The 13,385-nt window shown below is 66.9% G+C and carries 13 protein-coding genes; all 13 read left to right on the top strand.

The genetic code is table 11. The features are described 5' to 3' along the window. The first annotated feature begins 40 nt into the window (after positions 1-40). The 13 genes from ACQE2J_RS15035 (at position 41) to resB (ending at position 13,320) form a co-directional block, all read left to right on the top strand. On the top strand, positions 41-1,237 hold the full coding sequence (locus ACQE2J_RS15035) for an acetoin utilization protein AcuC (protein ID WP_426936535.1): 1,197 nt from the start codon (positions 41-43) through the stop codon (positions 1,235-1,237). Positions 1,238-1,425: 188 nt separating this feature from the next. Continuing rightward, complete coding sequence (locus ACQE2J_RS15030; RefSeq protein ID WP_009882927.1) at positions 1,426-1,524, top strand: 30S ribosomal protein bS22; 99 nt, start codon at positions 1,426-1,428, stop codon at positions 1,522-1,524. A gap of 72 nt (positions 1,525-1,596) precedes the next feature. Further along, a complete protein-coding gene (locus ACQE2J_RS15025) occupies positions 1,597-1,842 on the top strand; it encodes a glutaredoxin family protein (protein ID WP_135537200.1) in 246 nt (81 codons plus the stop codon). Positions 1,843-1,869: 27 nt separating this feature from the next. Then, complete coding sequence (locus ACQE2J_RS15020) at positions 1,870-2,565, top strand: redox-sensing transcriptional repressor Rex (RefSeq protein ID WP_135537199.1); 696 nt, start codon at positions 1,870-1,872, stop codon at positions 2,563-2,565. After that, on the top strand, positions 2,562-5,039 hold the full coding sequence (gene hemA / locus ACQE2J_RS15015) for a glutamyl-tRNA reductase (protein ID WP_426936534.1): 2,478 nt from the start codon (positions 2,562-2,564) through the stop codon (positions 5,037-5,039). Before ACQE2J_RS15020 ends, hemA begins: the two co-directional genes overlap by 4 nt. Next, positions 5,036-6,640, top strand: coding sequence for a uroporphyrinogen-III synthase (locus tag ACQE2J_RS15010; protein ID WP_135537197.1), 1,605 nt, complete (start codon positions 5,036-5,038; stop codon positions 6,638-6,640). The genes hemA and ACQE2J_RS15010 overlap by 4 nt, the downstream gene beginning before the upstream one ends. 1 nt (position 6,641) lies before the next feature. Further along, entirely contained in the window at positions 6,642-7,685 is a 1,044-nt protein-coding gene (gene hemB / locus ACQE2J_RS15005) for a porphobilinogen synthase (protein WP_426936533.1), read from the top strand. Then, a complete protein-coding gene (locus ACQE2J_RS15000) occupies positions 7,682-8,212 on the top strand; it encodes a MarR family winged helix-turn-helix transcriptional regulator (protein WP_426936532.1) in 531 nt (176 codons plus the stop codon). The genes hemB and ACQE2J_RS15000 overlap by 4 nt, the downstream gene beginning before the upstream one ends. An 87-nt stretch (positions 8,213-8,299) precedes the next feature. Further along, entirely contained in the window at positions 8,300-9,661 is a 1,362-nt protein-coding gene (hemL, locus tag ACQE2J_RS14995) for a glutamate-1-semialdehyde 2,1-aminomutase (protein ID WP_426936531.1), read from the top strand. Then, positions 9,658-10,299: a histidine phosphatase family protein gene (locus ACQE2J_RS14990; RefSeq protein ID WP_426936530.1), complete on the top strand. Its 642-nt coding sequence runs from the start codon at positions 9,658-9,660 to the stop codon at positions 10,297-10,299. Before hemL ends, ACQE2J_RS14990 begins: the two co-directional genes overlap by 4 nt. Then, positions 10,296-10,892 (top strand): TlpA family protein disulfide reductase, encoded by a 597-nt coding sequence (locus ACQE2J_RS14985; protein WP_426936529.1) that lies wholly within the window; start codon positions 10,296-10,298, stop codon positions 10,890-10,892. Before ACQE2J_RS14990 ends, ACQE2J_RS14985 begins: the two co-directional genes overlap by 4 nt. Next, positions 10,889-11,653 carry a cytochrome c biogenesis CcdA family protein gene (locus tag ACQE2J_RS14980; protein WP_135537191.1) on the top strand — a complete coding sequence of 255 codons (765 nt, stop codon included), beginning with the start codon at positions 10,889-10,891 and terminating at the stop codon, positions 11,651-11,653. The genes ACQE2J_RS14985 and ACQE2J_RS14980 overlap by 4 nt, the downstream gene beginning before the upstream one ends. After that, entirely contained in the window at positions 11,653-13,320 is a 1,668-nt protein-coding gene (resB, locus tag ACQE2J_RS14975) for a cytochrome c biogenesis protein ResB (protein ID WP_240689511.1), read from the top strand. The genes ACQE2J_RS14980 and resB overlap by 1 nt, the downstream gene beginning before the upstream one ends. Positions 13,321-13,385: the final 65 nt, after the last annotated feature.

Here is a 13,385-nt window from a genome sequence, read left to right as displayed (position 1 = left end):
GAACCGGTGCAGGTGAGCTGTGCCATATAGCATGGTGGGCATGGCCGAAAATGATGTCTATGTCGTGTGGGACGAAACGGTGACCGGTTACAACTTCGGTCCCAGCCACCCCATGCACCCCTTCAGGCTCGACCTGACGGCGAAGCTTGCCCTCGATTTCGGGCTCTTCGACGCCGAGAACGTCCACGTCCACCCGATCGATGACATCGACGAGGCCAAGCTCGCCCGACTCCACGACTCCGACTTCATCGCCGCCGTCAAACAGGCAGGAACCCCCGAGGGCCTCAGCGAAGAGGACGCGGACCGCTACGGCATCGGCACCGAGGATGTTCCCGGCTTCGAGAACATGCACACCGCCTCGGCACTGCTGTTCCAAGGCAGCATCGATGCCGCCGACGCCATCATCTCCGGCGGCTACCGGCGCGCCGTGAACTTCTGCGGCGGAATGCACCACTCGATGCCGGGCAAGGCCAGCGGGTTCTGCGTGTACAACGATGCCGCCGCCGGAATCACCGAATTCCTCGACGCCGGCTTCGAGCGCATCGTCTACCTCGACCTCGACGCCCACCACGGTGACGGTGTGGAGACGTTCTTCTGGGACGATCCGCGGGTGCTGACCATTTCGATCCACGAATCGGGGAAGTTCCTCTTTCCCGGCACGGGCTATCCCGCGGACATCGGGGGACTGAAGGCGGCCGCCTCGGCGATGAATGTCGCTCTGCCCCCGCGCACCGGGGACGCGGACTGGCTGCGGGCCTTCGACGCCACGGTCCCGCAGGTCGTCGCTGCCTTCGAACCGCAGGTCATCGTCTCCCAGCACGGCTGCGACGGTCACCGCAGCGACCCGCTGACGCATATGCGGCTGAGCGTGGATGCGATGCGCATCGCCGCCGAACGGGTCCGGGACCTCGCGGTCGAACACGCGGAGGGGAGATGGCTGTCCGTCGGCGGCGGCGGATACGCGATCATCGACGTCGTGCCCCGCGTATGGACGAATCTGTTGGCCATCGCCGCCGGCCGCGACATCGAACCCGGCGCCCGCATCCCGGGTCGCTGGGCGAACTACGCACAGACGAAGACCGGACGCGAAGCTCCGCTGTCGATGACCGACGGATTCGACGGAGCCTTCGAGCCGTGGTCGAAGGGATTCGACCCCGAAGCCGAGCTCGACAGGACCGTGATGGGAACACGGAAGAACATCTTCCCCTTCTTCGGACTCGACCCGTACTTCGACTGAGCCGCGAGCCCGCAGCTCACGCCCCGACCGGGCCGGCACCCCGCGGTGACGCGGCTGAGTCTTCCGGCCGCTGTGGATCTCGACACAGTTTTGGGAAAGCAGGCCGGCAGGCGATAGAATTGCACGGTTAGTTCAATGGGTGGGCACCTGGTGTTCACCCTCCACCGACAAGCACAAGGGGTACCCGAGTGGGCTCAGTCATCAAGAAGCGCCGCAAGCGTATGTCGAAGAAGAAGCACCGCAAGCAGCTTCGCAAGACACGTCACCAGCGTCGCAACAAGAAGTAAGACCCGACGGTCCTACGCCCCCGCTCGAGTGATTTCTCGGCGGGGTTTGTTGCACCCGATGAGGAGTGAGCCATGGTCGAGCTGACCTTCCTCACGCGCGTCGACTGCCATCTGTGCGCTCAGGCGCTGCAGACCGTCACCGAGGTGGCCGCCGGCAGAGACGTGAACGTGACCGAGATCGATATCGACACCGATGACGACCTGGCCGCGCAGTACGGCTGGGACGTTCCGGTCGTGCTCCTCAACGGGCGCCAGCACAGTTTTCATCGAGTCGAGAAGGATCGGCTGTCCAAGGCCCTCACGGCACTGGGCGCATGAGATCGATTGAAGGAGTGAGACGGATTCGTGGGCGAGATTCTGTCCGCCAACAGGATTGAGGGTGTTGTTCGCAAGGACGTACCCGAGCGCGTGATCTCCCGACTTCCGATCTACCTGCAGACCGTCGAGACCATCGCCGCAACAGGCCAGGAGACAGTGTCTTCGGATGACCTCGCTGCTCGCAGCGGGGTGTCCCCGTCGATCCTGCGCAAGGACCTGTCCCAGCTGGGACGCTCCGGCACCCGCGGCGTCGGCTACTCCTGCCCGGAACTGGCTGCGACCCTGCGGACCTTCCTCGGTCTCGACCGGGACCGCAGCGTCGCCATCATCGGCGCCGGTCGTCTCGGCTCCGCCCTGGCCGACTACGCCGGATTCCGCCGACGCGGTCTGCGTCTGACCGCCATCTTCGATATCGACGAGGAGAAGATCGGCACCGCCATCGGCACACTGACCGTCTCCTCTCTGGACGAGCTGACCACCTGGCCCGAACACATCGACCTGGTGGTCATGGCCGTCCCCGCAGCCGCGGCACCCGCGGCGGCCCACACGGCCGTCGAAGCGGGTGTGCGCGGCATTCTCAATTTCTCACCCACCGTGCTCGACGCCCCGGACACCGTCCGTGTCCACCAAGTCGATCTGGCCAGTGAGCTGCAAGTACTCGCATACTATTCGGCGCTGGATACGGCACCGCTCAACCCTGGTTTTGAGGAGCACAGGAATTGACTCTCTTGGTTCTCGGCATTTCCCATCAGTCGGCCCCGATCGACATGCTCGACAAGCTGGCCTTCAGCGCCGGCGAGGTCGGCACCCTGCGAACTGATGCTCTGGCGGGAGACAACGTCGACGGACTTGCGGTGCTCTCCACCTGCAACCGGCTCGAACTCATCGCCGACGTCTCCGCCTTCCACGGGGGACTGGCCGACCTCGGCAACGCTCTGGTGTCCTCGATCGACAAAGAGTGGTCGGACATCGCCGGCCACTTCTATGCCCACTATGACAACCAGGCCATGGAGCATCTGCTCAAGGTCGCCTGCGGGCTCGACTCGATGGCCATCGGCGAGGCTCAGATCCTCGGCCAGCTGCGCTCGGCCTTCACCGATTCGCAGACCGACAAGGCACTGACCTCGGAACTGTCCCAGGCCCTCCAGCAGGCGCTGCGCGTGGGCAAACGCGCTCACTCGGAGACCGACCTCGGCGAGGTCGCCCGTTCGCTCTTCGGCGCGGCCCTCGAAGCCTCGGCCGGACACATCGGTTCGCTGCGCGCGGCCAACGCCCTGGTCATCGGCGCCGGAGCGATGTCCGGTCTCGTCGTCTCCGGGCTGCACAGGGAAGGGGTCGGACGCATCACCGTGCTCAACCGCACCCTGGAGAAGGCCGAACGCCTCGTGGCCGAAGTGGGCGGGCGTGCCCGCGAACTGACCCCGCGTGTGATGGCCGAAGAGATCGCCGACGCCGACCTCATCGTCTCCTGCACCGGTGCCCGCGGCGTCGTCGTCTCCCGCGACGACATCGTCGCCGGACTGTCGCAGAACCCCAAGGGTGCGGCGAACAAGGCCTTCGTCGACCTCGCCCTGCCGCACGACATCGACCCCAGCGTGCGCGAATTCGAACACGTCGCCCTGTTCGGTCTCGGCGAGATCCGGGAGCTGCTGAAGAACTCTGACAAGGAACGCGATGCGAAGGTCGCCGGCACCGTCGACGCGGTCCGCACCATCATCGCCGCCGAAATCGAGAACATCGCCACCGGCAACAAGGAACGTTCGGTCGCCCCGACGGTGACCGCTCTGCGCACCCACGCCAAGGACGTGCTCGCCGCGGAGACGCAGCGTCTGGAGAAGAAGCTCGGTGCGGCCGTGGACGAGAAATCCTTCGCCGAGATCCGCAAGTCCCTGCACCGGGTGGCCGAGAAGCTCATCCACACCCCGACCGTGAAGGTCAAGGAACTGGCTGTGACCGAGTCCGAGGTCGACTACGCTCAGGCGCTCATGCAGCTGTTCGATCTGCCCGTGAACAAGGTCGCCCACGCCATGACCCCACCGGAGACGAAGGTCGCGAAGGCCGCCAGCGTCCACCATGTCGAGGCCGACGGCATCCGCCCGGTCGCCGATCACACCCTCGACATCGTCGAACCCGAACACTTCAGCGGGCGCACCGTGCGACTGGGAACCCGCCGGTCGCAGCTGGCCCGCTCCCAGTCCACGGCGATCGCCCACCAGATCGCCGCGCTCACCGGCTGGCGGGTCGAGATCGTCGAAGTCGTCACCGAGGGTGATGTCAACATGTCCCCGCTGGCCGGCTTCGGCGGCACCGGGGTCTTCGTCTCCGCCGTCCGTCAGGCCCTGCACCAGGGCAAGATCGACCTCGCCGTGCACTCGCTCAAGGACCTGCCCACCACCCCCGAGGCGGGCATCCAGATGGCGGCCATCCCGCCGCGCGTCGATCCTGCCGATGTGCTCATCGGCCGTGACGGTCTGAGCCTGGCTCAGCTGCCGGCAGGTTCCGTCATCGGCACCGGGTCGCCGCGCCGAGCCGTGCAGCTGCGTGCCGCCCGCCCCGATATCGAGGTCCGCGGGGTGCGCGGCAACGTCGACACCCGCATCGCCCACGTCCGCGACGGACGCCTCGACGCTGTCGTACTCGCCGCTGCCGGTGTGCGCCGCATCGGTCGTCTGGCCGAAGCCACCGATTCGATCGACTTCGATGTCATGCTGCCCGCCCCCGGCCAAGGCGCCCTGGCCGTGGAGACTCGCAGCGCCGACAGCAACTTCGCGAACACCGAAGGCATCCTCAACGCCGATGCCGAAGTGCGTGCCGCGCTGCGGCGCATCCACGACCAGACCACGGACCTGTCCGTCACGTGCGAACGGGCGATCCTCTCCCGCGCCGAGGCAGGATGTTCGGCACCGATCGGTGCCCTCGCGAAGATCGAAGGCACCACGTTCATCGTCGACGCCGTCATGGCCGACGACGACGGCAAGCTCGCCCGCACCCGACAGAGCACCGAACTGCCTGCCGTCCCGGATGTCGACTGGTCCGCCGGAACACAGCAGCAGCTGACCGTGGCCGCGAAGGAACTCGCCCGCGTCGCCGACGAACTCGGCACCGCAGCCGCCGAAGACCTGCTCGATCGGCTCGGCATCGACCCGGCGGCCAGCGCCGATCACCTCACCCCCGTCAAGGCACAGGAGCAGGGATGACCAACGCACCGACCACGGGCCGGGTCCAGCCCCGCCGACTCCTGCCGGCCGCACCGCGTGTCGTCTTCATCGGCAGCGGCCCCGGCGAATCCGGGCTGATGACGATGCGCGGGGCAGAGATCCTCGCCACCGCGGAGACCGTCGTCTACGACGCCGATGTGCACTCGGAGATCGTCACCGCGTATGTGCCGCAGGCGGCGAAGCTCATCGACGCCGCCGATCTCGGTGTCGCCGCGTCGACCCGCGGCCGCCGCCTGGCCGGACTCGCCCGCCCCGACAACACGGTGGTGCGGCTGAGCTCGGATGACGGGATCATCTTCACCACGACGACCGCCGAGGCCGCTGTGTGCCGCAAGGAACAGGTCGAGGTGGAGATCGTGCCCGGCGTCGGACTGTCCGCCTCGACGGCGGCCTTCACCGGCACCGCGCTGACGACGAACCGGGTGCGTTCGGTGCGCTTCATCGAAGCCGGACCGCAGACGCATGTCGACGTCTCCCGTCACCGCAACACCACTCATGTGCTCACCGGCTCCGCTGCCGCTCATGAACAGGCCATCGAAGCACTGCTGGCCGACGGCTGGGACGAGGACACGAAGGTCCTCCTCGGCTGGGGGATCTCCACGATCGAGCAGACGAGTGTGGAGACCACCCTGAAGCAGGCGCTGTCCATGGCTCAGACAGGTTCGGATCGTATGGTGGTGATCATGGGACAGGGAGTGGAATCCAGAGGAGAACTCAGCTGGTTCGAATCCAAACCCCTCTTCGGCTGGCAGGTGCTCATCCCGCGGACGAAGGAACAGGGAACCTCCACTGCCGAGGCGCTGGCCGAGCTCGGTGCCGTCGGCACCGTCGTCCCCACCATCGCCGTGCAGCCCCCGCGCACACCGACCCAGATGGAGAAGGCGATCCGCGGCCTCGTCGACGGGTCCTACGAATGGGTCGGCTTCACCTCGGTCAACGCCGTGCGTGCGGTGCGCATGTGGTTCGAGGACTTCGGACTCGACTCCCGGTCGATGGCCGGAGTCAAGGTCGCGGCCGTGGGCGGCCGCACCGCCGCCGCGCTCGTCGACTGGGGCATCACCCCCGATCTCGTCCCCGACGGTGAGCACTCGGCGCGTGGCCTGGCCGCGGCCTGGCCCGACTTCGTCGATGACATCGACCCGATGAACACCGTGCTGCTGCCCCGTGCCGACATCGCCACCGAGGTGCTCGTGGCCGGACTGCTGGAGAAGGGGTGGGACCCCGACGACGTCACCGCCTACCGCACAGTGCGGGCCTCCCCGCCGCCGGCGCCGATCCGCGAATCGATCAAGGCCGGCGACTTCGATGCCTTCCTCTTCACCTCCTCCTCCACGGTGCGCAACCTCGTCGGCATCGCCGGCAAACCCGCCCCCACCTCGGTGATCTGCTGCATCGGCCCGGCGACCGCGAACACCGCGGAAGAACACGGACTGCGCGTCGACGTCCTCGCCGAGGAAGCCAACCTCACTTCGCTCATCGACGGACTCGTCGAATTCGCTCTCACCAAGCGGGCTGAAGACGTGGACGCCGGGGTCTCCCCGAAGCGTCCGAGCCAGAAGCGCCGCAGAAGGAAGGCCTGACATGTCATTGGTTCCCGGATCCGTTCGACCCCGCCGGCTGCGCACGACCCCGGCGCTGCGCCGCCTCGTCTCCGAGGTCCGCCTCCACCCCGCCGACCTCGTCCTGCCGATGTTCGTCAAAGAGGAGCTGAGCGAACCGGCTCCCTTGGGCGGGATGCCCGGAGTCGTCCAGCACACAGTGGACTCGCTGCTCGACGCCGCCCGCGAAGCCGTCGCAGCCGGAGTCGGCGGACTCATGCTCTTCGGGATCCCCGAACACAAGGATCCGATCGGTTCCCAGGCCGACGCGCCCGAGGGGATCCTCAACCGTGCGCTCGCGCTTCTCCACGAGCACCTCGGCGAGGACACGGTCATCATGTCCGATCTGTGCCTCGACGAGTTCACCTCGCACGGTCACTGCGGAGTCCTCGACGACTCCGGAGCCGTCGACAACGACGCGACCCTCGACCGCTACGCGTCGATGGCGCTGGCACAGGCTCGCGCCGGAGCCGAGGTGCTCGGACTCTCCGGCATGATGGACGGTCAGGTCGCCTACTGTCGGGAGGCACTCGACGCGGCCGGGTTCACTGACACCGTCATCATGGGCTACACCGCGAAGTACGCCTCCGCCTTCTACGGGCCGTTCCGCGAAGCCGTGGATTCCGAACTCCAGGGCGATCGCAAGACCTACCAGCAGGATCCCGCCAACGGCCGCGAGGCGATGCGCGAACTCGGCCTCGACCTCGCCGAGGGTGCCGACGTCGTCATGGTCAAGCCCGGACTGCCCTACCTCGACGTTCTCGCCGAAGTCGCCCGCGAATCCATCGTGCCCGTGTGGACCTACCAGGTCTCGGGGGAGTACTCGATGATCGAATTCGCGGCCGCGGCCGGAGCCATCGACCGTGAGAAGGCGATCGAGGAATCCCTCATCTCCTTCAAACGGGCCGGCACCGATGCGATCCTCACCTACTGGGCCACCGAGGTCGCCCAGCGCCTCCAGACCGAAGCCGCCGGCACCACCGCGTCGGGCGCAGCCGTCGGGGCGGCGACCGGAGCCCGGCGATGACCGAACCCCGCTGGCTCAATCCTGCGGACCAGAAGGCGTGGCGCAGCTACCTGAGCGGCTCCCAGCTGCTGAGCGCGCAGCTTGACAAGGAGCTGCGGGAGAAGCACGGCATCGGTCTGCCCGAGTACGAGATCCTGGTGCGCCTGTCCGAACACGCCGACAGAACGATGCGCATGGCCCTGCTCGCCACGGACACGACGATGTCGAGGTCCCGGCTGACCCACAGTGTGGCCCGGATGGAGAAGCGCGGACTGCTCGAACGCTCGGCCATCCCCGAGGACGGACGCGGAGTCAACTGCGTGATGACCGCAGCCGGATGGCAGCTGCTGAGCACCGCGGCCCCCGACCATGTCGCGGGAGTCCGCAACCACCTCGTCGATCTTCTCGAACCCGAGGAGATGGCGGCGCTGGGCCGCGTCTTCACCAAAGTCTTCGAGCATTTGAGCCACACCGGCGAGACCGACCACACTGGTGAGAACGTCCACACCGGCGAGACCGTCCACACCGGCGAGACCGGCGGCGCCTGAGGCGCACCGACCGCGTATCCGACCACGATCCGTGACGACACCGACCCGGCCAGACGCACCGACCCGGGCAGAAGCAGAGGAGACCCCATGACGACAGCACCGACGAACTCTCACCCCACCGATGAGTCAGCCGCCCTGTTCACCCGCGCCGAGGCGGTCATCCCCGGCGGAGTCAACTCCCCGGTCCGCGCGTTCAAAGCCGTCGGCGGCACCCCCCGATTCATCACCGAGGCGACCGGAGCGTGGCTGCGCGACGTCGACGGCAACGACTACATCGACCTCATCGGATCCTGGGGTCCGATGATCATGGGCCACTCACGCCCCGAGGTCGTCGCGGCCGTGCAGGAAGCCGCGGTCAAGGGCTTCTCCTTCGGCACCCCCTCGACCGGTGAGGTCGAACTCGCCGAGGAGATCGTCGCCCGCATCGACCCCGTCGACCAGGTGCGACTCGTGTCCTCGGGCACCGAGGCGACCATGTCCGCGATCCGACTGGCCCGCGGGTACACGGGCCGGTCCAAGGTCGTGAAGTTCGCCGGCTGCTACCACGGCCACGTCGATTCGCTTTTGGCCCAGGCCGGATCCGGTCTGGCCACGTTCTCCCTGCCCGACACCCCCGGAGTCACCGGAGCTCAGGCGCAGGACACCATCGTCGTCGACTACAACGATGCCGCGGGGCTCGAAGCCGTCTTCGCCGAGCATGGTGAGGACATCGCCTGCGTCATCACGGAAGCCAGCCCCGGAAACATGGGCGTCGTCCCTCCCCGCGACGGGTTCACCACCACCATCCGCCGACTGACGAAGGCTCACGGTGCGCTCATGATCAGCGACGAAGTGATGACCGGATTCCGCGTCTCCGCGGCGGGCTGGTACGGTTTCGAATCCGAGTCCCTGGGCTACCCGGAGGGACCGGCCGACCTGTTCACCTTCGGCAAGGTCATGGGCGGCGGATTCCCCGCCGCGGCCTTCGGCGGTCGCGCCGAGATCATGGCCCACCTGGCACCCGCCGGACCCGTCTACCAGGCGGGAACGCTCTCGGGAAACCCGGTGGCCACCGCCGCCGGTCTCGCCACGCTCAAACTCACCACCGAACTCGACGTGTACTCCCACATCGAACGGGCCGCGGACATCCTGCGCCCGGCCGTCGCGTCCGCGCTCGAGGCCGAAGGCGTCGCCCACGTCATCCAGTCCGCGAACTCGATGTTCTCCGTGTTCTTCACCGACAAGGACGTGACGAACTACGACGATGCCCGCAGCCAGAACGTCGACCGCTACTCCGCGTTCTTCAACGCCATGCTCGACCAGGGCATCCACATGCCGCCGTCCGCGTTCGAAGCCTGGTTCCTGTCCTACGCCCACACCGATGAGATCCTCGACCGGATCATCTCCGCCTTGCCCGCAGCGGCGAAGGCGGCTGCCGGAGTGCCGGAGACCGAGAAGGCGCAGTCATGAGCACCATCCACCTGGTCCGACACGGAGAGGTCGACAATCCCGAGGGGATCCTCTACGGGCGGCTGCCGCACTTCGGGCTGACCGACCGCGGGCACGCGATGGCCGCCCGCGTGGCGAGGCATTTCGCCGAGACGGCCACGACCCCCGTCGAACTCGTCGCCTCCCCGCTGCTGCGGACTCAGCAGACCATCGCGCCCTTGGCCACGAGCCTCGACCTGCCGGTGTTCACCGATGACCGGGTCATCGAAGCCGCGAACTCCTTCGAAGGACAGAAGGTGGGGGTGCGTCACCTCGCCGAGCCGAAGAACCTCGTGCGGCTGTACAACCCGCTCACGCCCTCCTGGGGTGAGCCGTACAAGCAGATCGTGCTGCGGATGCGCGCGGCGATCGCCAGCCTGCGTGCGAAGCTCTCCCACCACGGTCCCGACGCCGAAGGCGTCATCGTCTCCCACCAGCTGCCGATCTGGATGACCCGTCTGTCGGGGGAAGGCCGGTCCCTCGTCCACGACCCGCGTCGCCGCGAATGTGACCTGGCTTCTATCACGAGTTTCACATTCGATTCCTCCACACTGGTGTCCGTGAGTTACGAAAGCATCTGCGCCGATCTGCAGCCCGGCACCCCGGTGGCAGGAGCATGAGTTCCGATCGCCCACTGAACCGCCGCGCGCTCTTCACCTCGGCCCTCGCCGTCGGCTCGGCCCTGGTGCTCAGCGCCTGCAGCGAGAACGATGACCTAGCCGATCAGGCCGGCTCCGACCAGGGCTATGTGTCCGGTTCGGGAGTCGTCTCGCAGGTGGCTGCGAAGGATCGCGGACAGCCCCTGGACCTCGAGTTCGAAACCTTGGACGGCAAGAAGATGTCCCTGGCCGATCTGCGGCCGACTCCGGTGGTCATCAACCTCTGGTACGCGGCCTGCCCGCCGTGCCGGAAGGAAGCCCCGGACCTGAAGTCCGTGTCGGAGGGCTTCGGAGACAAGGCCCAGTTCATCGGCGTCAACGTCCGTGACCAGGCGGCCGCGGCGAATGCGTTCGTCCAGAACTACCAGATCCCGTACCCGAACATGCTCGACAGCGACGGGGACATGGTTGCCCTGCTCTCGGGAATCCTGCCGCCGCAGGCCACCCCGTCGACCGTCGTCCTCGACGGCGAGGGCCGTGCCGCGGCCCGGGTCGTCGGTGAGATCGATGCCTCGACGCTCAAGGGACTCATCGAGGACGTGCGAGCCGAGTGAGTGGGCTCGGGGCGGAGTTCGCCCAGACCATCCTCTCGGGCCCACTGCTGCTGGCCGCCGGTGCGGCGGCTCTGGCAGGTCTCGTCTCGTTCGTCTCCCCGTGTGTGCTCCCGCTCGTGCCCGGTTACGTCGGGTACGTCACCGGTCTGTCCGGATCCTCGCTGAGAGACAAAGAGACATGGCGCGTGGTCGTGGGCATCGGCTTGTTCGTGCTCGGCTTCACCGTCGTGTTCGTACTGCTGGGGACCGGCTTCTCCGCGCTCGGGGCGCTGTTCTCCCAATGGCAGTCGGTCATCATTCGCATCCTCGGCATCATCGTCATCCTCGCCGGCTTCGTGTTCATGGGCGGGTTCGGTCTGCTCCAGAACGAACACCGGATCCGAGCCAAGCCGAAAGCGGGGCTGTGGGGCGCACCTGTCCTCGGCGCGACCTTCGCCCTCGGCTGGGCCCCCTGTGTCGGCCCGACTCTGTCGGCCGTGCTGAGCATGTCGGTGAGCTTCGGCGGTGACGGGATGATCTGGCGCGGTGCCTTCCTCGCCTTCGTCTACTGTCTGGGACTCGGCGTGCCATTCATCCTCTTGGCGGTGGCGATCCACAAGGGTGCGGGGCGACTCGAATGGGTCCGGAAGCACCAGACCTCGATCGTGCGGGCCGGGGGCATCATGCTCATCGTCCTCGGTGTGCTCATGGCCAGCGGCGTATGGAATATGTGGATGACCTCTCTGCAAGGTCTGATCAATGGATTTGAAGTGGTGATCTAGTGACGGGCAGGACCGAAGGCTCGGAGAACACGCAGGCGGACGCGCACACGACCGCGAACGCCGGTGCCGAGCCGACCGCGAAGCAGGGGGCGAAGTCGTCCGCGAAGTCGACCGTGACACAGCCGCAGCTGGGCTTCTTCGGCATGTGCCGGTGGGCCTGGACGCAGCTGACGACGATGCGCGTGGCACTCATCCTGCTGCTCGTCCTCGCTCTCGCCGCGATCCCCGGTTCTCTGCTGCCGCAGCGCATCCAGGACCCGGGACGGGTGAATACGTTCCTTGAGGCCAACGGTGCGTGGGGCAGGTTCCTCGACACCATCCAGATGTTCGACGTCTACTCCTCCGTCTGGTTCTCCGCGATCTACCTGCTGCTGATGATCTCGCTCGTCGGCTGCGTTGTTCCGCGCACCAAGCAGCACTGGAAGGCGATGCGCTCGGCCCCGCCCAAGGCGCCGAAGAGGCTGACCCGGATGCCCGGATACGCCTCCTTCACCTCTGCGCAGGCAGACGCGGATTCGCGGGAGGACGCGGACGAGACGTTCCTCGACGCCGCCGAAGCTCGACTGAAGAAGTCCGGATACCGCATCAATCGGCAGGCCGACCATGTCGCCGCCGAACGCGGCTACCTGCGGGAGACCGGCAACCTCGTCTTCCACATCGCCCTGCTCATGGCCACCCTGACGATGGCGATCGGCTCTCTGTTCGGCTACGAAGGGCAGCGCATCCTCGTCGAGGGGGAGACGTTCACGAACTCGCTCGTGTCCTACGATTCGTTCGAACCGGGATCCTACTACGATGCGGACAATCTGCCGGATTTCCGGCTCAGACTCGACACCTTCACCTCGACGTTCGACGATCGGGCGGCGGGAAATCAGTTCGGTCAGCCGCGCAGCTTCGACGCGAAGGTCACGACCACCGTCGACGGGCAGCAGGACTCGCATGTGCTCAAGGTCAACGAACCGGTGCGGGTCAACGGCGTCGGTGTGTACCTCACCGGCAACGGCTACGCCCCCGAGGTGACCGTCCGTGATGCGCAGGGCAAGGTCGTCCATTCCGGGCCGCAGGTGTTCATTCCCGACGGCGGCGACCCGGGATACTCCTCCGAGGGTGTCATCAAGGTCCCGGATGCGGCCGGAAGCCAGATGGGCTTCGTCGGCGTGTTCCTGCCGACTGCCGCCCAGAACGAGGACGGCGAGCTGGTGTCGAGCTTCGCCGAACTGCGCAATCCGTACCTCGTGATGAGCGGCTACACCGGCGACCTCGGCCTCGACTCCGGAGCTCCGCAGTCGGTGTACTCCCTCGACGCGGACAACATGACCGAGATGACCGATGAGTCCGGCAACCCGCTCGTCATCCAGCTGGCCGAGGGTGAGACGCAGCAGCTGCCGAATGGTGGTTCGGTGACCTTCGACGGGGTGAAGAAGTACATCGCCGTCGACATCTCCCAGGATCCGACACAGGCCCTCATGCTCATCAGCGCCATCCTCATCCTGCTCGGACTCGGCCTGTCCCTGTTCATCCCGCGCCGTCGCGTGTGGGTGCGGATCAAGGACGGAAACGCCGAGGTGGCCGCCCTGGCTCGGGGAGAAGATCCCATGGTCGGACGCGCCGTCGAAGACCTGGTCAAAGACCTGCGCGATCGGCCGAACGAAGACGGGAGTCGATGACTGCGATCACGAAAGGTGAGTCGGACCTACTACGCGGAGTAGAATAGCCGCGGAGTGTGAGCAGC

It is taken from the genome of Brevibacterium sp. LE-L (genome assembly GCF_050214925.1).
GTDB lineage: Bacteria > Actinomycetota > Actinomycetes > Actinomycetales > Brevibacteriaceae > Brevibacterium.
The sequence above is the reverse complement of the archived record's forward strand: the minus strand, read 5'-3'. Positions and strand labels throughout refer to the sequence as shown.

Excerpts from the sequence above, each read along its gene's own strand:
- ACQE2J_RS15010 (WP_135537197.1), top strand. The coding sequence starts at position 5,036 with ATGACCAACGCACCGACCACGGGCCGGGTCCAGCCCCGCCGACTCCTG.
- ACQE2J_RS14990 (WP_426936530.1), top strand. The coding sequence starts at position 9,658 with ATGAGCACCATCCACCTGGTCCGACACGGAGAGGTCGACAATCCCGAG.
- hemL (WP_426936531.1), top strand. The coding sequence starts at position 8,300 with ATGACGACAGCACCGACGAACTCTCACCCCACCGATGAGTCAGCCGCC.
- hemB (WP_426936533.1), top strand. The coding sequence starts at position 6,642 with ATGTCATTGGTTCCCGGATCCGTTCGACCCCGCCGGCTGCGCACGACC.
- ACQE2J_RS15035 (WP_426936535.1), top strand. The coding sequence starts at position 41 with ATGGCCGAAAATGATGTCTATGTCGTGTGGGACGAAACGGTGACCGGT.
- ACQE2J_RS15025 (WP_135537200.1), top strand. The coding sequence starts at position 1,597 with ATGGTCGAGCTGACCTTCCTCACGCGCGTCGACTGCCATCTGTGCGCT.
- ACQE2J_RS14985 (WP_426936529.1), top strand. The coding sequence starts at position 10,296 with ATGAGTTCCGATCGCCCACTGAACCGCCGCGCGCTCTTCACCTCGGCC.
- ACQE2J_RS15000 (WP_426936532.1), top strand. The coding sequence starts at position 7,682 with ATGACCGAACCCCGCTGGCTCAATCCTGCGGACCAGAAGGCGTGGCGC.